Source organism: Ureibacillus sp. FSL E2-3493 (genome assembly GCF_038077515.1).
GTDB lineage: Bacteria > Bacillota > Bacilli > Bacillales_A > Planococcaceae > Ureibacillus > Ureibacillus halotolerans.
Window position 1 is genome coordinate 1883950 of sequence record NZ_JBBOPK010000001.1, and the last position, 26343, is coordinate 1910292.

Genomic DNA, 26343 nt, shown 5'->3' on the forward strand with positions numbered 1-26343 from the left:
ACTACTACGGTTTAAAGTACCTTCTCATTTAAAAATAAGTTAATAATATTAAAAATATCAAAGCAATGAACAAATTTAAACTTAAAAATTTCCAATGAATCGGTTGTTTTGTTCTACTATAACTTATTAGTTCCTCAATGATAAAAACAGAAATTAGTATTAAAATACCCACTCCGAAATGAATCGTTCCAAAATAATTAATTATTTTATTAATTATATAAACACTTACTAATGTAAGTAGAATATTTACGATAGAAGATTGTTTCTTTTTAGGCTCAATCTTAAATTTCTTTTGTTCCTTTTTATTAATGACAATGGATATTCCTATAATGATAATCACCAATAAAAATTTCCAGATAAATGTCCATCTTGTGAATTGATGTTGACTATGAATTTCATCGGTTAGTGCAGTAATTGTTCTCCACTCTTCATTGGATAAGGCATATTTCATGTTCGCATTTGGATCGTACAAAAAATTAACATGTTCAGAAACTTCCCCTTCAAAAGACTGCTTTAAATAAAGTTCTTCCCCATTCGAAAAAGTAAAATGAATATCTTCAATGACTTCTTCTTCAAAAGTTCCATCCCATGGTATTGCCCGTTCCCTCGCTGACAATAAAATAGGAATAATGTCATCAAAAACTTCACTTGTTGTGATAGATTCCTTGAAAGGATAGAAAATGGACTTTAAGTTTAACTGACGCTGTGGATTTTCATTTTCTAAAATAATCACTTTTTCTATTTTTGTATGTTCATTAACGTTTCCAAAAGGGGGCGCCGTTACATCTTGCTGAATCGAAGTAGAAGCAAAGAATGACGCAAATAATAAAATAGCAATCCCACATGTACTGACAAGTACCAATCGATATATCCAACGATTTCGAATGCTTTCCTTTTTCACTTTTTTCATAATAGCTTGTTTTGAATTATCTTTCGTTGTCCCATCTCGATATGGTCGAACCATTTCCCTTAATTGATCATCAAGATTCATGCTCCTCTCCCCCTTTCAATAGAATTTGTTTTAATGCCTTCATTCCTCGCTCTGTACAATTTTTAACTTTCGCTTCTTTCCATCCAAGGATTTCTGCTGATTCCTTTATTGAAAAGCCTTCTATTTTTCTTAGTACAATGGCTTCTCGATAGTCCAATTTCAATTGATGTAATGCCTCGTATAATCGTTTGGATTCTTCATGATTTTCTAGCCACTTTTCTGGTGTAAATACAGTTTCTCTATTGTCATACTCCTTTCGGAAAGGTAAAAACTGAATGAGACGTTTTCGACGAAAATAGTCATAAGTTAAATTCCGCGCAATTTTCATTAACCAAGTGAAAGTACTAGCCTCTTGACGAAACGAAGTAGAATATTGCATTGCTTTTATAAAGGTTTCTTGCGTTAAATCTTCAGCCGTTTCGGTATGTCCGACTAAAAAATATATGTATTGATAAATACGGTCACTATGTACCTCATATTCCTTTTCGAAATTGAAAGTCAAAATCTCACCTCCACCTATATAGACGATTATGATAGTGAAACGACTCAGTAGGCTACAAAAAAATGATAATTAACATAAAATTGCCATATACATAGTAAGACATATACTTCTTTGTAATGGAGGAATGCTTTGAATAATTTAAAGTATATTACCTTTTTAATATTTCTTTTTCCCTTTTTTCTAATTGGTTGTTCGAATTCGGAATACGAATTGGAGATGCCAACATCCAGTTCAAAACTAACTACTCCTCCAAAAGTTGAAATTGAAATCGATAATGAAATTTATCCAACTTTCCAAGGCTCCTACTGTTGGAATACAGACAAAGTATCCGAATGTGTAGATATGGTCACATCTACTGAAATGATGGATGGTATAAAGGGTATAAAAGTTTCACGAAATGAAAAAATAACGTTACACATCGAACGTAAACCTAGTTCCCAAAACGTTACCGTAACAGATAGCTCGGGACAAACGGAACAGTTGAAACTGGATAAAGACACCTTTTCAGCCCCAATTGTACGAGGTACATATGTCGTAACTTACTATGGTGTTTGGGAAAAAGATAATAGAAACTCAAGTGGTGATAGCTCATACATTTTTAAAATGGAGGTAAAATAAAACGCAAGGCATAAAAGCCTTGCGTTTTTTATCGATCCGTTTCTGTAAATTGAATGTCAACTATTTCTTCTGTTTCATTATTTATCGATATGTCAACAAATACTCCAAATTCACGATTATCTACCGCCCTTAACCAAAGTTTAAATTTCTCTACAGAATGAACCGTTCCGACTTCTTTACCTATATGCAAATAGTCAATTACATCCGCAGAAGGATATTTCTCCATTACTTTTTGCATCGCTATTCTTCCCCATTTGGCATAAGAAGGAACTATTTCTTCTGCGCTCGTCATATTGTCATTTGGAGGTACTGTCAAAATCTTTCCGATTGCAATCGTACTTAGTATTACGAATACCGAAATCGCAATTTTTGTTTTCAACTGCTCCTCGCCTCCTTTTCGTTAGTCTTTTCTAATCGAATGAACATATTCCTATAATTTGTATGTATTAATTAGCAATGTGCACAATAATATCATTTTAATTTTTGGTGCAAAATAAACAGGAAAAATTAATTTGAACGATCCAGACGTTCAAAATTACGGAGGAATATTCATTGAACCAATTTACAACATTAAATCAAAGTTATTTAAACAGCAAATGGGTAGATGGGGATTCAGGAAGCAGTTTTGATATTACGAATCCCTTTGATGATGAAGTGTTAGCTACTGTCCAAATGGCTTCAAAGGAGCAAGTCGACCTTGCCTTTTATGATGCCCATAAAGCTCAAAGAAAATGGGGAAAAAACCGTGAACTACGGCGAAAAGTAATTGAAAAAGCCATTTCGTTTTTTGAAAAAAATAAAGAGGCCATTATTGATTTACTAATCATAGAATCAGGCAGTAGCTTTATTAAAGCAACGGTCGAATATGGGAGTACCGTTTCAGTAATGAAAGAAGCATTAACAACAATTGATAAAGTTTATGAAGTGCGTACAGAGCAATCTGTAGTACCAAATAAAATAAATGAAATCCACCGATTACCTTTAGGTGTCGTATCATCCATCGCTCCCTTCAATTTCCCCCTTTATTTATCTATGCGTACAATTGCTCCTGCCCTTGCATTAGGGAATGCAGTCGTACACAAAGCGGATTTACAAGTGAGTTTGTCTTCCGGCTCATTAATAGCAAAAGCGTTTGAGGAAGGTGGTATTCCTCCAGGAGTCTTTCAAAGTGTACTTACTAAAACTTCAATCATTGGAGATTTAATGGTGGAACACCCTGTCGCTCGTTTAGTAAGTTTTACTGGGTCTACAGAAGTAGGAAGGCATATAGGTACAGTAGCAGGTGGCTTATTTAAACGGGTAGCATTAGAACTTGGCGGTAATGCTCCCTTTGTCGTCTTATCAGATGCTGATTTAGAACAGGCAGTTAAGGCAGCAGTTTTCGGAAAGTTCCTTCACCAAGGACAAATTTGTATGATTACAAATCGTATCATTGTTCACGAAAAACTATATGACGCATTTGTACAAAAATTTGTAGAACGGGTAAAAAGTTTAAAATACGGGGACCCAAGAGACCATGAAGTCATTATCGGACCTATCATAAATAAAAAACAAATCGATTTTTCTTTACAAAATATCGAAAAAGCAAAGGCACAAGGTACAGAAGTTCTTTTAGACGGCCAGTTAATCGGTAATGTGTTAACACCTACTATTTTTGGAAACGTACGAAATGATAGTGAACTTGCTCAAACAGAATTATTTGGTCCCATCGTTCCCATTATTAAAGCTTCTTCCGATGATGAGGCAATTGAATTTGCGAACCATACCATTTATGGGTTAAGTTCTGCCATTTTTGCAGGAGATTTGGATCGGGCACGAGAATATGCCCTTGATATCGAGTTTGGGATGACCCATTTAAATGACCAAACGGTAAACGATGAACCGAGAGCACCCTTTGGAGGTATGCGTGACAGTGGTGTAGGACGCTTTGGTAATCCGTGGATTGTCGATGAATTCACTGTAACAAAATGGATCTCCGTACAAACAAAACCAAGGGAATATCCGTTTTAAGTAAAAAAAGCCACTATTAGAATGGCTATCCATTCTTTAGTGGCTGTTCCTATTTACTGAAGATTAACTATTTGAACGTCTTCTTTTTTTACGAAACCTAAACGGTGATTAAAGTAAATTTGATAGTATTTATCCTCTCCAATCACTACTTTATAAGATGTTGGATCATTATAATCTTTCGCATAGTAATAGGAAGATGCAATTGGACCACTTGCAACGTACATATCTCCTGCTGGTAATTGATAAAGTGGTGTTGTAACTCCTCTTGAACCTTCTCCAATCCCTGTCCCTTCGTATGCTGCAGCTTCTGGATATGCTGCTCCATATACTGGGATACTTTCTTTACCTTCTTTAGGCGTTATTAAAATTCCATTACCCGGTATCGAATTTTTTTCATGGGGATTATAAAACCATGCGACTTGTCCTCCATAGTAAATCGCAGTCCAATCATTTTGTTGAGCTAACTTATAATAAGTTTGACCAATTGCCGCTTTATTTCCCCAATCATTAATCCGATTCGTTCCCCCATTACTTAAAAGAGGATCTTTTACAAGGGGGGATTCAAAACTAGGCTGCGTATAAAGGGGGATCAAACTAGAAGATTTCGGTTCAAGAATAGTAGAACCGTAAGTAAAAATAGGCTTATTCGTATGATAATTAGGTCGAATCGTTATCATATTGCTGTTGTGATCACCATCTGAAGGATTAATTGGTTCTCCTAACAGATTAAAGAAATGGGACCAATCCCAATAAGCTCCTGGATCCCAGTGCATCGCCGCTTGTCTTGCCGGTGTCAATCCTGGCACTTCATCATGACCAATAATATGTTGTCTATCAAGGGGGATATTATATGTCTCTGCTAAATATTTTACTAATTTAGCAGATGATCGGTACATTTGTTCACTATACCAATCCGCGCCTTCAACAGCAAAACCTTCATGCTCAAACCCAATGGAATGGGCATTAAAATACCAGTTTCCTGCATGCCAAGCAACATCTTTCGGTCGAACCATTTGGGTAATCGTTCCATCATCCGAATCAAGTACGTAGTGGGCACTTACATATGATTGGGCTTGGAAATGATTAATTGCCGATTCACTGCTACCTTCGATATCATGAATAATAATGTAACGAATATCTAACCCATCGTCAGGTCTTTCGGCCAAATCATAATTCCCGTAATCCCTTGAACTACTTGAATATTGTTCATAAGTAGCAGGAATAAACGTACATTCCAATCCATTGGGACAATCTGCCCCTGAAGATTCTGGATTTCTTAAGTTAATGTTTTTAGCTGTATGTTTATTCGGTTCAATTTCCATTCCTTTTAAAGTTACCTTTTGTCCGTTCACAGTTGTTCTTTCGACTCCCGTTTCTATCGTAGTAAAAACGCCTTCAGCAAATTCTTCTGCTATACTTTTAATATTTGATCCACTAAATAACATAACGGCACCATACCAATCACCAATCTCAACTGGTATTTTCCCTACTGTTTCTGTTGCATATTGTGCCAAAAGAGCAGCTCCGCCCCTTATATTTTGTTCGGTATTCGTTTTTAATTTTTTTTCATCAATACCAAGCAACTGTGCTGCCATACCTAAAGAGTTCTTTGAGAGATCGGCTGTAGATTGTAAATTTGCCTCATTTTTTCCTTTTGCATCATTGTTCAAATCCAAATCGATTAAATTCATAACACCGTAGCCGCCGACTTCACTATGACCATCATGTTCATTCCAACGGGATTGATGATAGGATACTGCCATTAAAATTTCTAATGGAACATCAAATTCTTCTGCAGCTTTTTTAAAAGCTTGTTGAAGTTCTTCTGAATTAGATGCAGCTCTAATTCGCTCATTGTTCGATTGAAAAATAACAAAAGAACCCACTATTAATGCTACCATTGAAATAAAACCGATCACGCTTTTTAAAATTTTACTAGTGAAAAAGCGCAATTTCTATCCCCTCCTCTTATTTTCATTAAGGTAAAATGAAAATAGTATTCTGTAAAAGATAGAGATAGACCTTCCTCTTTTATAAAAACAGCGCTATATACCTGTACTTTCAACATAATCTTTAATAATACCGAATACAAAATTACAAATTATGAAATAAGTCCTTATAAAAGATCAAAAAAACCGTCTCGCGACTCCGAGACGGTTTATGTAACTTTATATGTTCACTCCTACTTTATAAAAGTAGTCGTTCCTTATAAAGTTTCCTTCTATCAAGTTGCCCTCTGGCTTCTTTGATAAAAGTCGGCTATTTATTGTGCATCTCTGTACAACATTAATAAATAGACCTATATGCTAAATCCTTAAATTAGGATTGCATGAAAAAATGATTTAAACATGCTTTTGCCTTTTCAAGTTGCAATCGAACTTGGTCAAAGCCAGTACCTCCAAGGGAGTTACGACGACTTACTGCCGCGTGTGGCTTCAGTACGATATAAACATCTTCTTCAATTAAATCGCTTTCTAATTTCATCTCTTCCAAAGGTAAATCTAATAAAAATATTCCCTTTTGAATACATGTAAAGACAAGTTTTCCTGTAACTTCATGAGCTTCACGGAATGGCATGCCCTTCGTAGCCAAGTAGTCTGCCAATTCAGTTGCATTGGAGAAATCACTATGCACTGCCGCATTAAGCCTTTCTGTATTTACAGTCATTGTGCGAACCATACCTTCGAAAATTTTCAATGCACCAAGGATTGTATGAACTGTGTCAAACATTCCTTCCTTATCTTCTTGCATATCTTTGTTATAAGTTAATGGTGTGCCCTTCAACACCGTTAATAGTCCGATTAGGTTACCATATACACGACCTGTCTTGCCTCGTATAAGTTCTGCCATATCAGGATTTTTCTTCTGAGGCATGATGGATGAACCTGTTGAAAAGGCATCATCTAATTCAATAAATTTAAATTCATCAGTTGACCATATAATAATCTCCTCAGCAAAACGAGATAAGTGGGTCATTAATAAGGAGGCATTTGCTAAAAACTCTACTATAAAATCTCGATCGCTAACCGCATCCATAGAATTGGCATAGACATTACTAAAGCCTAATAATTGAGCGGATTTTTCACGGTCAATTGGGAAAGTAGTTCCTGCCATCGCCCCTGCCCCTAAAGGTAGTATGTCGATTCGTTTCATCGATTCAGTAAATCGTTCTTTGTCCCGCTCAAGCATCCAAAAATATGCCATTAAGTGATGGGCAAAGCTTATAGGTTGAGCCCGTTGTAAATGAGTATAACCCGGAGCTATTGTTTCCACATGTTCTTCAGCTTTTTCGACGATTGTTTTTTGGAAAATTTCAATAAGCTCCACAACTTCTATTACTCTTTTTTTCAAAAACAAGTGGACATCTGTCGCAACTTGATCATTTCGACTGCGCCCTGTATGCAGTTTACCTCCAACAGGCCCAATTAAGTCCGTTAACATTTTCTCTAAATTTAAATGAATATCTTCGTTTGCAACCGTAAACTCGAGTTCTCCAGCCTCTGCCTTTGATTTTAACTCTGCTAAGCCACCTAGAATTTGCTCTACATCTTTAGAGTCTAAAATTCCCTGATCACCTAACATTGTTACGTGCGCAATACTACCTTCGATATCCTCCATAACTAACTGTTGGTCAAAGCCTATGGAAGCTCCAAATTCGTCAACCCAACTTTCTGCGGACTTTTGGAAACGTCCACCCCATAATTTCGTCATCATTTCACCTACTTTGTAAGAGCCGTTTGACGAACGCTTACGAATTTACAAAATTACTGTTTCAATACAGCTTCTTTTTCTTTATTTACTTCAGCAGCTACTACTGTGGGAAGTCCCCAAAGTTCAATGAATCCAACAGCAGAAGCATGATTAAACTGATCTGCTTTTGAGTATGTCGCAAGTTTTTCACTATAAAGTGAATTTGGAGATTTACGTCCTTCTACAATAGCGTGACCTTTAAATAATTTTACACGGACAGTACCGTTTACAAATTTTTGAGTTTCTTTTAAAAATGCTTCTAAAGCAGGACGGACTGGGTTAAACCATAAACCGTCATAAATGATTTCTGATAGTTTTTTCTCGATGACCGGTTTAAAATGGGCCATTTCTTTTACAAGGGTTATATCTTCTAATTCCTTATGGGCAGTTAGCAACACTTTCGCACCTGGAATTTCATAAACTTCACGGGATTTTATGCCGACAAGTCGATTTTCCACATGGTCAATTCGACCAACACCGTGGGCTCCAGCAATTTTATTTAACGTCTGTATTAAATCAGCTAACTTCATTTCCTTACCATTTAATGCAACCGGTTTTCCTTCTACGAATTCAATTTCAACGTATTCTGGTGTATCCGGTGCGTTTTCAATTGAAACCGTTAAACCATATGCTTCTTCCGGTGGAGCTACCCAAGGGTCTTCCATAACTCCAGCTTCATTAGCACGTCCCCACAGGTTTTGATCTATTGAAAATGGTGAATCAATAGTTGCTGGTACAGGTACCCCATGCTTTTGTGCATATTCAATCTCCTCGTCACGGCTCCATCCCCATTCACGGACAGGAGCTAAAACTTCAAGATTAGGATTTAACGCTTTAATTGAAACTTCAAATCGTACTTGGTCATTTCCTTTCCCTGTACATCCATGAGCAACAGCATCTGCTCCTGTACTATTAGCAATCTCAACCAATTTTTTTGAAATAAGCGGACGGGATAGCGCAGATAATAATGGATATTTTTGTTCATACCATGTATGGGCTTGTAATGAAATAAGGGCGTATTCTTCTGCGAATTCATCCTTAGCATCGACCATATATGATTCAATAGCACCTACTTGAAGTGCTTTGTTTTTTATAAATTCAAGGTCCTTTCCTTCCCCAACATCTAAGCAAACGGCGATGACATCCCAACCTTGTTCCTTTAACCAAGGAATTGCCACAGAAGTGTCAAGTCCACCTGAATAAGCTAAAACCACTTTTTTATTTGCCATAAATTAGCGCCTCCGATAGTTCATTTGTGTATTTTTATACATTGAGATAAAAGTTTATACACGAATGGTACCACGGAATAAAAATAAATACAAGTGTATTTTTATAAATTTTTATATTTTTATAGAAATAAAAAGACGCCTAGTCATTCGGCGTCTCATTTTCTATATTTAAGCTTATTTTTTATTAAAAAAACCACTACCCAATCTTTCCACTATTGTGGGAGCTAATGCATAAAGTTTACTCGTTAACGCCATAATACGCGGCAAATTCACTTCCCGAACCGGTCGATTTATCGTTTTCATTACTTCTATCGCTACTTTCTCCGGCTTAAGTAAATACTTTTCAATAGAGTTTCGATAACTATTAGTGGAATCAGCTTTTTGTAAAAAGGGAGTATCAATTGGTCCAGGAAAAATAGCTGTTACTTGTATATTAAATGGGGAAAGTTCCAGTCGTATGCCATTAGCAAGCCCTGTAATAGCATGTTTAGATGCAGCATAAACACTCGCTTTTTTAGTCGCCACTTTTCCTGCCTGTGATCCAATAAAAATAAAGTGCCCAGATTTACGATGAACCATTTGTTTTGCAAGCCTTTTCGTCAAATATATCGGAGCTTTTACATTTACATCAATCATGTCATCGATCTGTTCATCAGATAAATCAAACACGTTGTCAAATATACCTACCCCCGCATTTATAATCGCAATATCGATAGAAGGTAATTGACTACATACTTTTTCAATATCTTGTCGATTCGTCATATCTGCTTGAAATACAGTTGCACCAAGTTCCAATAATGTTTGTAAGGAAGATTCATTCCGACCGGTTGCATAAACTGTAAATCCATTTTTTATACATTTTTCTGTAATAAGTCGGCCAATTCCACTTGTTGCCCCAGTAATAAAAACCGTTTTATTATTCATTAATTTGTATAATTCCTTTCTATCAACTCATACTATCTTTAATGTATATTGAAGGAAAATTTAAAAAGAGTATAGATGCATCATCTATACCCTTTTAAGACTGATCGATTCCAAGTAGTCTATACATTTCGTCTTTCGATAGGAGAAAATCCGCTAACGTATATTTATCTAATACTTCCAGGTAAGCATTAAGAGCTTCTCTTAAAGCGAATTTCAATTGACATGCTGGTGAAATTTTACACATATTATTCTCCTCATCAAAACATTCAACGAGATGGAAGTCTTCTTCTGTATGACGTACTACTTGTCCAATATTAATGTCCTTTGGATCAATATGTAATCGAATACCGCCTCCACGGCCGCGTATCGTTTCGATCAATCCTAATTGTCCTAAATCATAAGTTACTTTCATTAAATGATTCTTCGAAATATGATAATTGTCCGCTATTTCTTGTATTGTTGATAAACGATCCTTCCCTTTTATACCTAGATATAATAAAACTCTTAAAGAATAATCTGTATATAAAGTTAAGCGCACTGTTTATACACCACTCTTTCTCTTTCTGTATTATACCATTATAAATTTATATACAATGAAAATTTTGCCTAAATTAAAGATGTATTCTATATACATCATATGTGTCTAATTTGTTAAACATACATTTGATATATTGCTTTTAAATATGGCGAGGCGTATGATGACGTTGAAAGGACGTGAAGAATATGTTATCACAACAAACAATTGACATTATTAAATCAACCGTTCCAGTATTAGAACAACATGGCGTGACCATTACAAAAACTTTTTACAAAAACCTTTTTGAAAAACATCCTGAATTATTAAATTATTTTAACCATGCAAACCAAGTAAGAGGACGACAACAAACAGCATTGGCAAACACTGTTTATGCAGCGGCTGCCCATATTGATAATTTACAAGCCATTGTCCCTGCCGTTATGCAAATTGCCCACAAACACCGTGGATTAGGAATTCTACCTGAACATTACCCTATCGTTGGTGAAAACTTATTGGCCGCTATTAAAGAAGTATTAGGTGATGCAGCAACTGATGCCATTATTAATGCATGGGCAGAAGCCTATGGTGTAATTGCAGATGTATTTATTTCCGTAGAAGAAGATTTATATAAAGCAGCTGAAAAAGATGGAGGTTGGCGTTTATTTAAAACCTTCATAGTAGCAAAAAAAGTGCCAGAAAACGACATTGTTACTTCATTTTATCTAGAACCTGTTGATGGTGAACAACTGCCTGAGTTTCAACCAGGTCAATATATTACAGTTCGTGTAAAAGTTCCTGGTGATGAATATACATCAAATCGTCATTATACCCTTTCACAGCCTTCTAACAATAATGAATTCCGTATTTCTGTAAAAGTAGAAGATGAATGTGATCCAAAAGGTGTTGTTTCGAATTATCTGCATAAGCAAGTGAACGTAGGCGATACAATTGAAGTAAGTGCTCCTGCTGGCTTATTTACTTTAGAAGAAAGCGGCAACCCAGTGTTATTTGTGAGTGGTGGTATTGGTGTAACACCATTAAATACAATGCTACAAACGATGGAACTCGGACGACAAGTATCCTTTGTACAATGTGCCCGTAACGAACAATCGGTTGCATTTAAAGAAAAAATTGAGAAAAAAGTTGAAGAATTAAATGGTTCTTATCGTGTCCTATATTCAGAAGAAACTGGATACGTTAAAAAAGAAGATTTAGCACCGTTTATTAATAAAGATACAGAAATTTATATTTGTGGTCCTGCACCGTTTATGGAAACAGTTATTTCCATTGCTCGAGACTTAGGAGTTCCTGGGGAACAAATTCATTTTGAATTCTTTGGTCCTGCTATGTCTTTGGAAGCGTTAGCAAACGCAAATTAAAAAAATCCCCCAAATTAGGAGAAAGATTTCCTTTGTTTGGGGGATTTATTTACTTTGTTTTAAGGGAATAAAAATGCACACCATTTACTAATTCCACTTGAACTAATCCATCGCGAACTAAACAATCTAAATAGCCTAATGTTTTTGATAACGTTAATCCCATTTGTTTTTGATAAACCGTTGGATATAAGCGCATCGTTAGTTCAATTACGGCTTGTTGGCCATCCATTAATTGTAATAGCTGTTCCATACGCATTTGATCTTTTTCTAAACGAATATCAATTAACTCGTTTACCTTTACAATATCATGGCCATGACCAGAAAATACTTTCTCTACATTTAATTCACGTAATAATTTTAATGATTGTTGCTGTTGAATTAATGATTTTGGTCGAATATTGGATAAATCAATTGGAGGTTCCACTAATGGATTTGGAGTGATTTTTTCTAATAATAAATCTCCGCCTATTACTTCTTTTGTTTTTTCCTCAACAAAAATTAAATGACTTTGAGCATGGCCCGGGGTATAGTAAGCTTTTAAATTCGGATGACCTGGCACCTCATCACCATCATTAATCAATTGGGTTAACGGCCTTGAACCGAATAACTCCATCTCCCCTTTATTACGAACTATGTTATCAATATAACTTTCAGGAACCCCTTGCAATTGTAATTGCTCTCTATAGAAATCACTGCGATAGGATAAAAATTCATCCGTTTTTCTCAACCAATGGTCTACATATTCATGAGCTATAATTTCTGCTTCTGGGAATGCATCAACCCACCCGCAATGATCAGGATGATGATGGGTTAACACGACTTGTTCTACTTCATTCATTTCATACCCTGCTTCATGGATTCCCGATTTTAATGCTTCATATGCTTCTTTCGTCTTTGGTCCGGCATCAAAAAGGGTTAATGCATCGCCCTTCACTAAAAAAGCATTCACATCGCCTTCTGGATATGGTGTTGGAATAACAATCTTATGTATGTTCATGGAAATCCCCCTCTAACCTCATTACAAGCAAAATTATTTTCTCCCTATAATGAATCACTATTCACCCATTTTATCTCTTTTTTTCTTTTTCGTCACGTAAGTAAGTTGACATATTTTAAAAGTGTGCCTATAATTTTCATAATTTAAAATTATCAAATGTGATGATGAAGACAAGTAGATGAATTTATGGTTTAAGAGAGTGCTACATTCGGTGCAAGTAGCATAACCCACTATGTTCATCGAACCTACTTCGGAGCAGTCATGCAAACATGACCGTAGCCTCTGCGATAATGGGGATTCAAGCTGTGTCTAGTCTATAGACAAACTAAGGTGGTACCGCGGAAAAGCATTCAAGCGTTTTCGTCCTTCATAAGGGCGAAAACGTTTTTTTATTTTCGATGAGCTTCACGGTTCACTAGAAGAACAAATTAATGGTTTTCAACTCGTATTTTGAATAATAGCATTATTTTCACATAAATATCATTAAATGGAGGGATACTTATGCAAAAAATACTATTTATCGGTGCAGGTTCGATGTCAGAAGCCCTTATTCACGGTTGGATAACGCAAAACGTTGTAACAAATGATTCTTTGTATATCACCAATCGTTCAAATTATGAACGTTTGGAAGAATTAGAAAAAAAATATGGCGTTCAAATTTTGACAAATACTGAGAAAATTAAAGAAATGGATTTAATTATACTTGCCACTAAACCAAAGGATGTCTATTCGGTTATTGAACAATTCCAACCATTCATTGCTCCAACTACTGCCATTCTTTCAGTATTAGCTGGCATATCTATTCAAACAATCGAAGATGGCTTGGGAAGTCGTCCTATTGCTCGGGTTATGCCAAATACTTCTGCTACAATCGGAATGTCTGCCAGTGGCATTGCCTTTAATAAGGAAGTGTCCGAAGTGCAAAAAACGATATACTTACAATTGTTAGAAGCCGTTGGTATTGTGATTGAAGTAGAAGAAGATAAATTACATGCAGTTACAGCGCTTTCCGGCAGCGGTCCAGCCTACCTTTATTATTTATTAGAGGCATGGGAAAATGTGGGGACTGAGTTTGGATTATCAAAGGAAGTAGTTCGTAAACTCATGGTACAAACTATTGCTGGTTCAGCTGCAATGCTACAATCTGTAAAAGAAGAACCAAACACACTTCGGAAAAAAGTTACTAGTCCAGGAGGGACTACGGAAGCAGGCATTCGCGCCCTCGAAAATTTTCACTTTCATGACGCAATTTTTGCCTGCATAAAAAGCGCAGAAGCCCGCTCTAGAGAATTAGCAAAAGGCGATTAATTCTTCTATTTGATCGTTATTGAAAATATGTAACACACCAATTCTTGAAAAGCTTCATTACCTCATTTGAAATATAACATAATCTTAATTCTACCTTTTTCCATTTTGAATAGATCAACGTTTAGTAGTTTTACCAATGTATATAGTAAATATTTATTAAAAAATTCCTGTTTTAATCGTAATATTTCCTAGGAAATGTTGTTTTTTACTATTTCCTATTTGTCGAAAGGTGCCATTTTTCCTATTTCCTTCATCATATTATTACAATTCTTTATGTATTTCGAGAAAAAACGCGTTCGCAATTGTTGAAATTTGCGTACGCGTTTTTTATAAAACTCCTGCTTTTATTCTTTTAACAATGGAATACGTTGTATAAATCGCCATAGGGCCAAGGATTATAACGAGAATGACCCAAAATGTTAACCCATTTGCTGCTTTTAATGCTGCGAAATTTGTAATGATGTAAATAATGACCCCTAAAAGTAACATGTAGCTTAATACGTTTGGAAATATGACAAGTAAACGTAATACAGCAGGATTAATTTTAGTTTGATTCATAACATCCCCTCCTCGCTCTATGATACATAAATCATCTCGATTATTCTACTTTTTTCTTATTTTAGTAGAATTAGTCTCCTGATTTACTCCAACGTTAATTGATTGTTTCTCCATTGGTATAAGGTAAAATCGTTTGCTATAGATACATTAGGAAAGATCTCTTTTGCTTCACTTAATATTTTTTGTAAATCATAGGGTAAAAATCGAGCACTTATATGATTCAAAATTAAATTTTTCCCCTTTGATTCTCGGGCAATTTTTGCAGCTTCCACATTAGTCGAGTGGCCATAACTTGCTGCTAAATGTCCCGTTGTATGATCAAAGGTTGCTTCATGCACAATAATATCCGCCTCTTGACTAAGTATTTTTGCGTTTTCACAATACTTTGTATCGCCTAAAATGGTAACAATAAAACCTTTTTTCGGAGGCGCCGTTACATCTTTACTGAAAACTGTTGTTCCATCATTTAATGTTACATCTTCACCATTTTTTAGTTTCCCTAACAAAGGACCTTTTGGAACTCCTAATCGGTTTGCTTTTTCCATTAACAATTCTCCTAACAACGGTTTTTGCTCAATACGAAAACCATAGCAAGGTATAACATGCTCCAACAATTTTGCAGTTACTATGAATTGATCGTCCTCAAATATGACTCCTTCTTCTACCTCAACAAATTCAATCGGATAGGTTAAGTGGGTTTTTGAAACTTCAAAGCTACTATTAATCCATTCCTTTAAACCTTTAGGACCGTAAATCGTTAATGTATCTTCACCACCTAAAAAGGATCGCGAACTTAAAAACCCAGGTAACCCAAATATATGGTCACCGTGTAAATGGGTAATAAAAATTTTTTCGACTTTTCTAGGGCGAATTGTTGTATGTAAAATTTGATGCTGTGTCGCCTCACCGCAATCAAAAAGCCAGATTGTTCCACGCTCCTCTAAAAGTTTTAATGCCAGGGAACTTGTATTTCTTTCCTTAGAAGGCATTCCTGCCCCAGTTCCTAAAAATTGCAGTTCCATTTCTAGCCTCCATTTTTCCTATTTATTTACAGGGACATTTTACTCGATGGAGTCGATATCCTTTAAATCTTCCAAAAAATCTTTACTAAAACTCGTTTTGGAGGCGTAGGTTTGTTTACCCACTTCCATCCCTTTTTGAATGGCTCCTTTACCGAATTTCCGTTCAATATTATCAATTAATTCATAAATCGGTTCTTGTTTTGCGTATTGTTCAAAATTAAAAATAGATAGCTGTTCCACCGATTGTTTTCGATCAAACACATTGGAAACGGTCACTCCAAGAAGTCGAATTGGTGTACCATCCCATAATTGATGAAATAATTTGATTGCTTCTTCATAAATCACGTTTTTATTATAGATTGGATTTTGGAAGGTTTTACTTTTTGAATGATTATGCCAATCTGCATCCCGTATTTGTATACTTAAAGTAGATCCACATAATTTTTTCGCATCCAAACGTTCCGCCACTTTTCCACATATAATCTCAAAGGTTTTTTCCAAAGCTTGAATATCCGTTTCATCTATCGGTAAAGTTGTGGAATTCCCTACACTCTTCGTCTCATATATTGAATTTGGGTCTACCTTTCGACCATCTTCCCCATTCGCACGTGCCCTTAAACGTACTCCATTTTTACCAAGAGCTTGTCGAATCATATATTCTTCAACATGGGCTAAGTCACCAATCGTATATATTTTCAACGATTCCAGTTTTTTCGCCGTACTTTCCCCCACACCATGCATTTCAATGACTGGCAGAGGCCATAGTTTGGAAGGGACATCTCTTTTTCTAAGTATCGTGATTCCCATCGGTTTTTTCATATCCGATGCCGTCTTTGCTAAAAATTTATTCGGGGCAACACCAATGGAACAAGGTAAATCCAGTTCATTATAAATTCTCATTTGTATTTCTTGAGCGATTTCCAAAGGATGCCGTTCAGAAGAAATTTCAGTTATATCTATATATCCTTCATCAATCGATACTGGTTCTACTAGTGATGTATAACTTCGTAAAATGGTAAACATTGCCTTCGATGCATTTCGATATTTTGGAAAATCAGGCGGTAAGAGTATCAACTCAGGACATTTTCTCATAGCTTCCTCAACATTCATCGTTGTATAAATACCCTTTGCCCGCGCTTCATAAGAGCTTGTGACAATTATTCCACGACGTTCTTTTGGATTTCCTGCAATAGCTATCGCTTTCCCCTTCAATTCTGGTCGATCGGACTGTTCTACCGATGCATAAAAACTATTCATATCAACATGTAAAATAATTCTACCCTTCGTCATACTCTCACCTCCATCAATAAAATCAATTCATTAAAATATTATCATATTCTTACTGTTCTATCCTATTTAGTGCAATAAAAAAGGAGAAGGATGATTTATTCCTTCTCCCAATTCATTATTATGCATACATTTCTTCAAGCCATTTTAATTGTTGTTGAACGAATTCTTCAGACAATCCATGTTTTTCAATAAAACGATTACGTTCATGTTTCGAACATTCTAGTGTACAACCACCTAAATGTTTTAATTCATTTTCTTCTGAACATAAAATTTGTTTATTACATTCTGGATTTGAACAGTTAATGTAACGTTCACATGGTGTTCCGTCAAAATGGTCTTTACCAACGATGTTGTGTTCAACTTGGTTAATTGGAACTGTTAAACGTTCATCGAAAACGTACATTTGTCCGTCCCAAAGTTGGCCTTTTGCAACAGGGTCTTTACTATATGTTGCAACACCACCATGTAATTGACCAACATCTTCCCCGATTCCTTCTCGTTTTAACCAGCCGGAGAATTTTTCACAACGGATACCGCCTGTACAATAAGTTAATACCCGTTTTCCTTCGAATAATTCTTTATTTGCCCGTACCCATGCTGGAGTGTCCCGGAATGTTTCGACTTCAGGACGAATCGCCCCACGGAAATGACCGACATCGTATTCATAAGTGTTACGCACATCTAACACAACCGTATCTTCCCGTTGCATTTCTTCCATAAATTCAGCAGGTGAAAGATAGCGACCAGTAATTTCTTTTGGGTTTATATCGTCTTCTAAGCTTAAATTTACAAGCTCTGGACGAGGGCGTACATGCATTTTTTTGAATACATGACCTTCTGCTTCATCAATTTTAAAGACGATATCTTTAAATAAAGGAGAATTTTGCATCATTTCCATATACGCATTCGTATCTTCAACAGTACCTGAAACAGTACCGTTAATTCCTTCATTTGCTACTAAAATACGACCTTTTAAATTTAATTCTTTACAAGCGGCTAAATGCTCAGCGGCAAATGCTGCTGGATCTTCAATCGTTGTGTAATAATAATAAAGTAATACTCTGTAATCCATCTTTTTTTCCACCTATCATGTATATTTGCAAGATATATTGATAGTATATCTTTTTCGTTTAAGTAATCAGTTAACATTTTAAACTTGCATCCTTTAGGCGGATTATAACAAACAAAAACGCTAAAGAAGATTTTTATAAAGTAAAAAATGATAATTAATCACATAATTTATAATATACCATAAAAGTAATGGTTATTTCCTCATACATAAGTCTGAATTGTGATATTCTCAACTCATACGAAAGTCTACACAAACTTAAGGTTTATTATTTTCAGTTTTTTTAAACGAACTATGTTGACATTTATCGCATAGTATACTAATCTCTTTGTGTAAACTAAAATTAAAAATAAGTTAACACAAAAAAGGGGGGTATCCATTTGAAATCAAAAACCTATTCTTACGTTATCACCGCATTTGGTGCAGCAATTATTGCCGTATTAGCTCAAATCACAATTCCACTGCCTCTTATTCCAATTACAGGACAAACTCTAGCCGTCGGTCTGATTGTGACCATACTAGGTACTAAATATGGCACTCTATCCGTATTGTTATATATTTTACTTGGTGCAATCGGTTTACCTGTTTTTTCAGGTTTTTCCGGTGGATTTGGCGTTTTAGTAGGTCCTACAGGAGGCTATATTATTGGTTTCTTAGTTCAAGCCTATATCATGGGAATATATATGGACAAATTTGGAACATCCTATCTTCATGCAATTATTTCGAATATTATTGGGATGGTTATAACGTTAGCTTTCGGTACTTCTTGGTTAAAATTTGTCGGTGATTTATCTTGGACTGCAGCATTTATGGGAGGAGCAGCTCCATTTATCATTGTAGGGATTATAAAAGCATTGATGGCAGCTTGGCTTGGGGTACTAGTTCGTAAACGTTTAGAAAGTGCCCATCTTCTACCACAGCTTACATAACATTTTATAAAATCGCTTCTTTTTATTTAAAACGAGCTATTCGCATATAGACGAATAGCTCGACTTTTTATTTGCTTAATAAGAAAATCCCTTCCATGTTGTAACTCTTGGAATATTAACATGTTGATTGTAAGATTGATCCTTTACAAATACTTTAGTGGAAATATCCTTTAACGTGTCAAGTACAGCTGGCTTATCATCAAAATAATAATCCAGGTTCAATTCTTTTATAATGTCAATTTTCTCTTGATCTTGCATGCCGCAGAAGAAATTTTCATCATGTACAGGGAATCCCTTTGCTTTGACCCACTGTCTTGTTCTGGAACAAAATTCTTTCGGACGAGAAGTAATATAAAATATTTCATGCCCTTCTTGTTCAAGTTGATTTAATAATTCAATGGCACCTTCAAAAGCAGGGCAATCGGTAAAATAGATTTCTTCTAAAAGACTCCCCCACATTTGGCTGCCTGTTTCTTTATCTAAACCAAAGGCTTCGTGTATTTCTACAGTTTTTAATTCACGGAACACTTCCAATCCAACATTTACATTTAATTTTCTATTATAAATATGAAAGGCATGTTCCCTTAAATTAATCAGTGTATCATCTATATCAAAACCAAATCTCACAAAAGCTCCTACTTTCCTTATGAATAAATAACAAATTGCGTCGCAAATGTTTGTTCTTTTTCAATTTGAATTTCTTGAAGTCTCGCTACTTCTTTTTTTCGTTGTTTTGAACATTGGATTAATTCTAATTCAGACATCGTTTCCTCGGTTAGTATCGATGCTAACGTATCCGCATCTTTCATAGCACTATTTAATCCAAAGGCCCCTGTTGGTGTCATCGTATGGACCGCATCTCCAATTAACGCAACACCCTTTTTTCCCCACTGTTCTGCATAATTACTATACACATCAAGTAATACAAAATCGCTCCACGATTGAATATGACTCCGAACAGTTCTTTCTAATTGGGGGAATGCTTTGATTAATTTTTCGATAAATGGAGTAAAGGGTTGTTTTCTTAGCATTGGAAACGAACCTTGTTGGATGTTCCAGCCGATTTGGATAAAACCATTTGTCTGGGTAAAAAGAGAAAGCTGCATTCCATCGATTAAAGCCATTTTAATAGTAGGCTCCCAATTGGTAGGTGCTGGAATTTTTGCCCATAATAAATCATAACCATGCTTTCGAACTGTAACATCAATGCCCGCCTTTTTGCGAACGATTGAATAACGTCCATCTGCCCCAATTACGAGGTTACTTTCGATTAAAATCTCTTTGCCATTCTGATTTGCTTTTACTCCTTTAATGGCGCCTGCTTCATCTTTTATTAAATCGATTACTGTTGTACTAGTCATTAATGAAAATTGCTCAAATGTTTTCGCTTCATTGATAAGCACCGTTAGAAGGTTAGATTGTGGAACATGGATACCTAAATGTCCAATAGCCGGATCAGGCAATACCGTTTTAAACAGTTTGCCATCTTCCCAATATTCCAATCTTTCCATTCGGAGCATCCCAAGTTCTTCCACTTTCTCAAATAAACCGTACTTTTTTAGTATTTCTTCGCCTTCTTCATTTAAATGTTCCCCGCGAAATTCCTTTGCTATTTCTTTAAAACGTTCTAAAAGAATGACAGATATATTTTGTTTGGCCAATAAATATGCAAGTAAAGCTCCACCAGGTCCAGCGCCAACAATACATACATCCCTTTTCAATTTCATTTCGTTTCACCGAGCTTAGGATATGCTGTAATACATATATCCGGTCCAACCATTTCAAATGAATCGAATTCAAGCTGTAAAGCCGCGTCCATCGTATCCACATCTAAACCAGTAAATGGTGTTTTAGAATTTCTTCCACCAAGTATTTTCGGAGCAATGTAAACGAGAAACTTGTTAATGAAACCTGCTCTTAGGAATGAGGCATTTACTTCAGCCCCACCTTCTACTAGAACATCAGTAATCCCAAGTTTGTATAGTTCATCCAGCATGTCATCTAGCTTTAGTCCATCAGTATTCTTTTCGATAGAAAGAATTTTTACACCTTTTTCTAGGAACTGACTTTTTTTCGCCTCATCTACATTCGTACTACAAACAATAATGGTAGGTGCTTCACTTGTATCCGTTACGTTTGCATTTAGAGGCGTTTTCAGTTCACTATCTAAAATAATTCGAATCGGATTTTTCCCGTTGCGATGGGGAAGTCTAGTTGTTAATGATGGATTATCTGCTAATACTGTGCCAATCCCAACTAAAATCGCATCAACCTCATGACGCAATTCGTGAACTTGAAGTCGCGCTTCCTCACTTGTAATCCATTTCGATTGGCCATTACGTGTGGCAATCTTTCCATCTAAAGTCATCGCAAATTTGGAAATAACAAAAGGTTTACTTGTTAACATATTATGAATGAAACGTTCGTTTAACTTTCTTGCCTCTTTTTCCAGTAAACCTACTTCTACTTCAATGCCTGCTTCTCTTAACATGTTAATACCACGTCCAGCAACAGCTGGATTCGGATCCGTTGTCGCAACAACAACACGGCTTACTTCCGACTCTTTTACTAACTTTGCACAAGGTGGCGTTTTTCCGTAATGGGAACAAGGTTCTAACGTTACATATAATGTAGCGTCCTTTGCATGTTCACCAGCCATCCGAAAGGCATGCACTTCTGCATGGGGCTCTCCTGCTTTACGGTGAAGACCTGTCCCTACAATTACTCCATCTTTTACGAGAACTGCTCCTACAACTGGGTTTGGATTTGTGTTCCCTTTTGCTGAAGCAGCTAAATCTAAAGCTAATTGCATATACTCATAATCTGTTTTCATATTGGAAATACTCCTTAAACCGTTAATTGCTTTTCTGCAATATGACCTGATTTTTTAATTTTTGTTTCCAAATAATGACGATTCGTTTCAGTTAATCCACCCCATAACGGAATATGTTTATGGGCAAGGAGGCCATGGGATTGCAAAGCTGCAAGTTTTTTTGGATTGTTTGTAATTAACGTTACTGGTTTTTCTCTTAAACTTTCCAATACTCGAATCGCTTCCTCATAACTACGGGAGTCATCTTCAAAACCTAACGCATGATTCGCTTCTACAGTATCGTAGCCTTCCTCTTGTAATATATAGGCTAATGATTTAGAAAATAAACCGATTCCACGTCCTTCATGGTTTGCTAAATAGAAGATTGCTCCACATCCATGTTCTTCAACCATTTTCATCGATTCATGGAGCTGGTATCCACAATCACAACGTTGGCTTCCAAAAATATCACCTGTATGGCAAATACTGTGCATTCGAATAATCGCATCATCTCCATTGAAGAAGTCTCCGTAAACTAAAACGGAGGATTGTTGTTTTGATGCCAAATCTGCATCCACAATATATTCCAATACCTTTTCTTTCGTTTCGAATTCTTTATTAACAGTTAACCATGTATACCATTGAAACGTAGTCTCAAAATCACCCTGTTTAATTGGCAATTGCACTGGACCTACAATACATAAATTCTCTTTATCATTAAATGGTACTAAATTCATTTTATTTATAAGTATTTCTTTTGTATTTGAAAGATTTTTCATCATTCATCTCACCTATCTATAGTTAATCTTGACTGCATACAAAGTTAAGTTACTTTTCGTAACTTAGTTTATAATAATAAGTAAAAGAAGTCAATTAAAATTCCTAGTAGTTTAATCAGCTTTCTATCAATCACAACTTAACTATAGCTTATGTAATAAATGAAATCAAAAAAGGTGCATGCACACAAAGATCCAGTAAAAGAATGTAAAAATTCTTATGACTAGATCTTTGTTTAAAAACTAAATTCAATGAAAGATACTATAATTATAGAAATAAAAAAAGCCCCTAAATGAATATTTAGAGCTTTCATTTTATGACATTTTGGCAAAATGATTATATACGTCATTTAATGTTTCACATCCAATTTCCAATACCTTTTCAACATAGAGACTCCACAGTTTGGCTGTCATTTTCGCATCTCCTAAAGCGTTATGTCGATTTATAACAGGAATTTGATGATGAACACATAGTTGTTCTAGTGATACGTGATGAAAATTTGGTTCTATTATTTTATAAAGAAAGGATGTATCCACTATACGGTGTTTAAAAGGGGTTTTAAACAATTTGGAACTAGTATATTGCATAAAACTCCTTTCATGATTCGCATGATGGGCAACAAGGGTTGAACCTTCTATGAACTGAAAAAATCGAATGAATACATCGGCTAATGGCGGTGCCGATATTACATCATCATTAGTAATCCCCGTTAATTGAACAATTTCCTCTGGAATCTTTTGATCGAAGTGGATAAGCGAATAAAACTCTTGACCTTCTAATATGCGCGAACCCTGCATTTTAATTGCACCAATCGATAAAATACTATCACCTTTTTCCGGTGAAAAACCGGTAGTCTCCATATCAAAAACGACGACTGGTAATTGGTTCAAAGGCACATTCATCGCATTTTCTTTATTCATCTCTTTTTGTAAATGTCTTAAATAAGCCATTTGTTGTGAATTTTGGATGCCACCAATTCCACCGTGGGCGCGTCTTCCTTGAATACCTCTTAATAATTGCATAAATGGTTCAAATGCCATTTGGAACACCCTCTATTACAAAATTTAAGCTTTTAACTTTTTAAAAACGTTAACTCTACTACCGAATCATGTAGCTTTTTGCCATCTTTTAAAATTCGTTTCAACTGTTTCCGTTGTTCTTTACTTAATTTTTTTATATTTAAGTAATGGGTATCATCATAATTTTTCGAATGAAATAAAGACATTCGATAAGTGATCAGCGTTGAAAAGTTTTCAAAGCTATATTGGAGCAAGTCTTTATATCTCACTTTTTTCTTAAGTTGTTCAATCCGTTCTAACGTCGAAGTTTTATAAACCCCTTCTTTTATAGATAAAAGTCTGATGGAATTTACGTATGGTAAAAAGGCAGCGTATTTTAAATTAATACAACCTTGATAAACACCATGTTGTTCAACTAAAATTTGCCCCATCGGACCAATTACAGACTTTATATGTTTAACGTTTGCTACAAATCTACTTAATAGAGAAGGGTGTTCAAGTTGATATTCTAATATAATGGACTTTAATTGTTGGATATAATTTGTATTCCCATATAGAACTCTAGCATCATAAAAAATTTGTAAATAACGAATAGATTCCCAACTTTCGTTTTCCATCCAATGGATAATTTGAGTGCGCCATTGCTCTAGTGACTTACACCAAATTGGATTAGAACTCATAATATTCCCATTACAATAAGGATAACCTACACAATCCATCCCATAAGACAGCTCTTCCCCTAATACTTTGAAATACTGATCATTTTCTTCATTTGAAATTTCATATACGATGCCATGATCTTGGTCACTAATCAACCCTTGTTCAAAACGGCCCCCACTACCAGTAATAAACCAAATAAATTCACATGGAGGTTTTGACCATTCAATTTTGCCCATCGCAACATGTAACACTTTCAACATCACTTGATCATGAAATTCGTTGAGAGAAACGTTATTTAATAAGTAGGAAGAAATATGCGCATCTTTCCACTTTTTAATTGACTCATACGTTTCCATTCCTACACTTCCCTTTTATACAAAAAGCCTCTGAAAATCAGAGGCTTTTTTGATTAAGTATAAAGTATATCACTTATTTATTCATGAAAATTTTTCCTTCGTTGCAGCTGTTGTTAATTTCGCTTCTTCTAACGCCATTTGTTCAGGATAACCGTAGCTTCCGTGTTCAGACATATCTAAGCCCATGATTTCCTCTTCTTCTGAAACGCGAAGACCACCCATCACTTTATCCATAATTTTAAGAATAATGAATGAGATAACAAATGCATAAGCACCAGATGCTACAACACCTAAAGCTTGAACGCCTAATTGTTCCCAGCCACCACCGTAGAATAATCCTGCTTGACCCCAATCAATGTCAGTAGATAGTGCTGGTAATGCAAATAGACCATTTGAAAGTGTGCCCCAAACCCCCACAGTACCGTGCACAGATAACGCAGCAATTGGGTCATCGATTTTAAGTTTTTCAAATAATTGCATACTGAATACGACCATAATACCGCCGATCAATCCGATTACAACCGCAGCCCAGGGAGCTACAAATCCACAAGAAGCCGTAATGGCTACTAAACCTGCAAGAGCACCATTTAATGTTGTTGGAACATCTGCTTTACCTGTTTTAGCCCAAGCTGTAAACATTGCTGCCACAGCACCCGCACCAGCAGCTAATTGAGTATTTAGAATAACATAGCCAAAGAAACCATCAGCAACACCAAACGTACTAGCACCGTTGAAACCAAACCAACCAACCCAAAGAATAAGGACACCTAATGTAGTATAAACCTGGTTATGTCCTGCAAGAACATTCGACGAACCATCTTTATTGTATTTACCGATACGTGGTTTCAAGATCATCGTAGCAGCTAGTGCAGCCATTGCCCCCGTTAAATGGACGACCGTTGAGCCAGCAAAATCTTGCTTCCCGTGCTCTGCTAACCAACCACCGCCCCAAATCCAATGGGCAACAACTGGATAAATGAAAGCACTAAATAGGATGGCAAAAATAACATATACCGATAATTTTGCTCGTTCAGCAAAGCCACCAAAGGCGATTGTTAACGAAACTAATGCGAACATGACTTGGAAAGAAAAATCTACAGCAGTCGTTAAACCACCTTCTGGAGCAGATGCGTCGCCATAGAAGAAATTTGATAACCCGATAAAGGGATTCCCATCTCCATAAATAAAACCATAACCAACTGCCCAGAACACTAAAGTTCCAATCCCAGCTGTAAAGATTGTTTTCCCAGCAATATGACCTGCATTTTTCATTCTAGTCGAGCCTGCTTCGAGTAAAATAAATCCACCTAACATGAAGAAAACTAAAATGGCACCAATCCCTACCCACAGGTTATCCATTAATACTTGAACAGCTTCCATAAACTCATTCTCCCTTCTTTCAAAACTCTACGTTACTTTAAGTTATTCTATGATGTTAGGAAATGTAACATGTTTTATTACGTTTATTTTATCCTATATTTTATTAATGTCAATACAATTTTCATTAATTATTTTCATAGATGTTAGAAAATGTGACATTTAAGTAAAAACAATAGACAACTAGGAAAAATGAAATTCATCGTTATTGATCTATCATCATTTATGTATGCGATTTCATAAAAACAC

Annotated in this window: 25 protein-coding genes and 1 other annotated feature; of the genes, 5 read left to right on the forward strand and 20 right to left on the reverse strand. The window is 35.7% G+C overall.

The genetic code is table 11. The features are described 5' to 3' along the window. Positions 1-28: 28 nt before the first annotated feature. Both MHH69_RS09620 and MHH69_RS09625 read right to left on the reverse strand, forming a co-directional pair. Positions 29-991: a hypothetical protein gene (locus tag MHH69_RS09620; protein WP_341362210.1), complete on the reverse strand. Its 963-nt coding sequence runs from the start codon at positions 989-991 to the stop codon at positions 29-31. Further along, complete coding sequence (locus tag MHH69_RS09625) at positions 981-1493, reverse strand: RNA polymerase sigma factor (RefSeq protein WP_341362211.1); 513 nt, start codon at positions 1491-1493, stop codon at positions 981-983. The genes MHH69_RS09620 and MHH69_RS09625 overlap by 11 nt, the downstream gene beginning before the upstream one ends. A 129-nt stretch (positions 1494-1622) precedes the next feature. Here MHH69_RS09625 and MHH69_RS09630 point away from each other — a divergent pair, with 129 nt between their 5' ends. Next, entirely contained in the window at positions 1623-2111 is a 489-nt protein-coding gene (locus MHH69_RS09630; RefSeq protein WP_341362212.1) for a hypothetical protein, read from the forward strand. Positions 2112-2139: 28 nt separating this feature from the next. Here the strand turns inward: MHH69_RS09630 and MHH69_RS09635 are convergent, their stop codons facing one another. Continuing rightward, positions 2140-2490 (reverse strand): DUF3889 domain-containing protein, encoded by a 351-nt coding sequence (locus MHH69_RS09635; protein ID WP_241559348.1) that lies wholly within the window; start codon positions 2488-2490, stop codon positions 2140-2142. A gap of 173 nt (positions 2491-2663) precedes the next feature. On the opposite strand from MHH69_RS09635, the gene MHH69_RS09640 reads away from it, so the two are divergent. Continuing rightward, entirely contained in the window at positions 2664-4121 is a 1458-nt protein-coding gene (locus MHH69_RS09640) for an aldehyde dehydrogenase family protein (RefSeq protein WP_341362213.1), read from the forward strand. Positions 4122-4174: 53 nt separating this feature from the next. Here the strand turns inward: MHH69_RS09640 and MHH69_RS09645 are convergent, their stop codons facing one another. From MHH69_RS09645 to MHH69_RS09665, 5 genes are all read right to left on the reverse strand, one after another. After that, the gene (locus MHH69_RS09645) at positions 4175-6073 is read right to left on the reverse strand and encodes an N-acetylmuramoyl-L-alanine amidase (protein ID WP_341362214.1); all 1899 of its coding nucleotides are present in this window, start codon (positions 6071-6073) and stop codon (positions 4175-4177) included. A gap of 367 nt (positions 6074-6440) precedes the next feature. Continuing rightward, positions 6441-7832, reverse strand: coding sequence for an argininosuccinate lyase (gene argH / locus MHH69_RS09650; protein WP_341362215.1), 1392 nt, complete (start codon positions 7830-7832; stop codon positions 6441-6443). Positions 7833-7885: 53 nt separating this feature from the next. Then, complete coding sequence (locus MHH69_RS09655; protein WP_122972737.1) at positions 7886-9100, reverse strand: argininosuccinate synthase; 1215 nt, start codon at positions 9098-9100, stop codon at positions 7886-7888. Between the two features lie 174 nt (positions 9101-9274). Next, on the reverse strand, positions 9275-10024 hold the full coding sequence (locus tag MHH69_RS09660) for an SDR family NAD(P)-dependent oxidoreductase (RefSeq protein ID WP_122972736.1): 750 nt from the start codon (positions 10022-10024) through the stop codon (positions 9275-9277). 94 nt (positions 10025-10118) lie between these two features. After that, the gene (locus MHH69_RS09665; protein WP_122972735.1) at positions 10119-10562 is read right to left on the reverse strand and encodes an RrF2 family transcriptional regulator; all 444 of its coding nucleotides are present in this window, start codon (positions 10560-10562) and stop codon (positions 10119-10121) included. Positions 10563-10747: 185 nt separating this feature from the next. Here MHH69_RS09665 and hmpA point away from each other — a divergent pair, with 185 nt between their 5' ends. After that, positions 10748-11920, forward strand: coding sequence for an NO-inducible flavohemoprotein (gene hmpA, locus MHH69_RS09670; RefSeq protein ID WP_122972734.1), 1173 nt, complete (start codon positions 10748-10750; stop codon positions 11918-11920). A 49-nt stretch (positions 11921-11969) separates the two neighbouring features. On the opposite strand, the gene MHH69_RS09675 is transcribed toward hmpA, so the two are convergent. Next, positions 11970-12917 (reverse strand): MBL fold metallo-hydrolase, encoded by a 948-nt coding sequence (locus MHH69_RS09675; protein ID WP_341362216.1) that lies wholly within the window; start codon positions 12915-12917, stop codon positions 11970-11972. Between the two features lie 152 nt (positions 12918-13069). After that, positions 13070-13288: a binding site (T-box leader), on the forward strand. A 130-nt stretch (positions 13289-13418) separates the two neighbouring features. On the opposite strand from MHH69_RS09675, the gene proC reads away from it, so the two are divergent. Beyond that, positions 13419-14225: a pyrroline-5-carboxylate reductase gene (gene proC / locus MHH69_RS09680; protein ID WP_122972732.1), complete on the forward strand. Its 807-nt coding sequence runs from the start codon at positions 13419-13421 to the stop codon at positions 14223-14225. Positions 14226-14552: 327 nt separating this feature from the next. Here the strand turns inward: proC and MHH69_RS09685 are convergent, their stop codons facing one another. From MHH69_RS09685 to trhO, 4 genes are all read right to left on the reverse strand, one after another. Beyond that, the gene (locus MHH69_RS09685) at positions 14553-14783 is read right to left on the reverse strand and encodes an acyl-phosphate glycerol 3-phosphate acyltransferase (RefSeq protein ID WP_341362217.1); all 231 of its coding nucleotides are present in this window, start codon (positions 14781-14783) and stop codon (positions 14553-14555) included. A gap of 83 nt (positions 14784-14866) precedes the next feature. After that, on the reverse strand, positions 14867-15805 hold the full coding sequence (rnz, locus tag MHH69_RS09690; RefSeq protein ID WP_341362218.1) for a ribonuclease Z: 939 nt from the start codon (positions 15803-15805) through the stop codon (positions 14867-14869). Positions 15806-15844: 39 nt separating this feature from the next. Further along, positions 15845-17095, reverse strand: a complete 1251-nt coding sequence (locus MHH69_RS09695; protein WP_341362219.1) for a DNA polymerase IV — start codon at positions 17093-17095, stop codon at positions 15845-15847. Between the two features lie 118 nt (positions 17096-17213). Next, complete coding sequence (gene trhO, locus MHH69_RS09700) at positions 17214-18167, reverse strand: oxygen-dependent tRNA uridine(34) hydroxylase TrhO (RefSeq protein ID WP_341362220.1); 954 nt, start codon at positions 18165-18167, stop codon at positions 17214-17216. A 377-nt stretch (positions 18168-18544) separates the two neighbouring features. On the opposite strand from trhO, the gene MHH69_RS09705 reads away from it, so the two are divergent. Next, positions 18545-19093 carry a biotin transporter BioY gene (locus MHH69_RS09705; RefSeq protein WP_341362221.1) on the forward strand — a complete coding sequence of 183 codons (549 nt, stop codon included), beginning with the start codon at positions 18545-18547 and terminating at the stop codon, positions 19091-19093. A 75-nt stretch (positions 19094-19168) separates the two neighbouring features. Here the strand turns inward: MHH69_RS09705 and MHH69_RS09710 are convergent, their stop codons facing one another. From MHH69_RS09710 to MHH69_RS09740, 7 genes are all read right to left on the reverse strand, one after another. Then, on the reverse strand, positions 19169-19720 hold the full coding sequence (locus tag MHH69_RS09710; RefSeq protein ID WP_122972726.1) for a 5' nucleotidase, NT5C type: 552 nt from the start codon (positions 19718-19720) through the stop codon (positions 19169-19171). A gap of 17 nt (positions 19721-19737) precedes the next feature. Continuing rightward, positions 19738-20820, reverse strand: a complete 1083-nt coding sequence (locus MHH69_RS09715; protein ID WP_341362222.1) for an FAD-dependent monooxygenase — start codon at positions 20818-20820, stop codon at positions 19738-19740. Continuing rightward, positions 20817-21926 carry a bifunctional diaminohydroxyphosphoribosylaminopyrimidine deaminase/5-amino-6-(5-phosphoribosylamino)uracil reductase RibD gene (gene ribD, locus MHH69_RS09720; protein WP_341362223.1) on the reverse strand — a complete coding sequence of 370 codons (1110 nt, stop codon included), beginning with the start codon at positions 21924-21926 and terminating at the stop codon, positions 20817-20819. Before ribD ends, MHH69_RS09715 begins: the two co-directional genes overlap by 4 nt. Positions 21927-21940: 14 nt before the next feature. Continuing rightward, on the reverse strand, positions 21941-22684 hold the full coding sequence (locus tag MHH69_RS09725) for a GTP cyclohydrolase II (RefSeq protein WP_122972723.1): 744 nt from the start codon (positions 22682-22684) through the stop codon (positions 21941-21943). Between the two features lie 312 nt (positions 22685-22996). After that, positions 22997-23722, reverse strand: coding sequence for an exonuclease domain-containing protein (locus MHH69_RS09730; protein ID WP_122972722.1), 726 nt, complete (start codon positions 23720-23722; stop codon positions 22997-22999). A gap of 32 nt (positions 23723-23754) precedes the next feature. After that, complete coding sequence (locus MHH69_RS09735; protein WP_341362224.1) at positions 23755-24717, reverse strand: DUF294 nucleotidyltransferase-like domain-containing protein; 963 nt, start codon at positions 24715-24717, stop codon at positions 23755-23757. 81 nt (positions 24718-24798) lie between these two features. Further along, a complete protein-coding gene (locus MHH69_RS09740) occupies positions 24799-26097 on the reverse strand; it encodes an ammonium transporter (RefSeq protein WP_122972720.1) in 1299 nt (432 codons plus the stop codon). Positions 26098-26343: the final 246 nt, after the last annotated feature.

Coding starts and splice junctions, on each gene's coding strand:
- MHH69_RS09620 (WP_341362210.1), bottom strand. CDS start 991: ATGAATCTTGATGATCAATTAAGGGAAATGGTTCGACCATATCGAGAT.
- argH (WP_341362215.1), bottom strand. CDS start 7,832: ATGACGAAATTATGGGGTGGACGTTTCCAAAAGTCCGCAGAAAGTTGG.
- MHH69_RS09655 (WP_122972737.1), bottom strand. CDS start 9,100: ATGGCAAATAAAAAAGTGGTTTTAGCTTATTCAGGTGGACTTGACACT.
- MHH69_RS09660 (WP_122972736.1), bottom strand. CDS start 10,024: ATGAATAATAAAACGGTTTTTATTACTGGGGCAACAAGTGGAATTGGC.
- hmpA (WP_122972734.1), top strand. CDS start 10,748: ATGTTATCACAACAAACAATTGACATTATTAAATCAACCGTTCCAGTA.
- MHH69_RS09675 (WP_341362216.1), bottom strand. CDS start 12,917: ATGAACATACATAAGATTGTTATTCCAACACCATATCCAGAAGGCGAT.
- proC (WP_122972732.1), top strand. CDS start 13,419: ATGCAAAAAATACTATTTATCGGTGCAGGTTCGATGTCAGAAGCCCTT.
- MHH69_RS09685 (WP_341362217.1), bottom strand. CDS start 14,783: ATGAATCAAACTAAAATTAATCCTGCTGTATTACGTTTACTTGTCATA.
- rnz (WP_341362218.1), bottom strand. CDS start 15,805: ATGGAACTGCAATTTTTAGGAACTGGGGCAGGAATGCCTTCTAAGGAA.
- MHH69_RS09695 (WP_341362219.1), bottom strand. CDS start 17,095: ATGACGAAGGGTAGAATTATTTTACATGTTGATATGAATAGTTTTTAT.
- trhO (WP_341362220.1), bottom strand. CDS start 18,167: ATGGATTACAGAGTATTACTTTATTATTATTACACAACGATTGAAGAT.
- MHH69_RS09715 (WP_341362222.1), bottom strand. CDS start 20,820: ATGAAATTGAAAAGGGATGTATGTATTGTTGGCGCTGGACCTGGTGGA.
- ribD (WP_341362223.1), bottom strand. CDS start 21,926: ATGAAAACAGATTATGAGTATATGCAATTAGCTTTAGATTTAGCTGCT.
- MHH69_RS09725 (WP_122972723.1), bottom strand. CDS start 22,684: ATGAAAAATCTTTCAAATACAAAAGAAATACTTATAAATAAAATGAAT.
- MHH69_RS09730 (WP_122972722.1), bottom strand. CDS start 23,722: ATGGCATTTGAACCATTTATGCAATTATTAAGAGGTATTCAAGGAAGA.
- MHH69_RS09735 (WP_341362224.1), bottom strand. CDS start 24,717: ATGGAAACGTATGAGTCAATTAAAAAGTGGAAAGATGCGCATATTTCT.
- MHH69_RS09740 (WP_122972720.1), bottom strand. CDS start 26,097: ATGGAAGCTGTTCAAGTATTAATGGATAACCTGTGGGTAGGGATTGGT.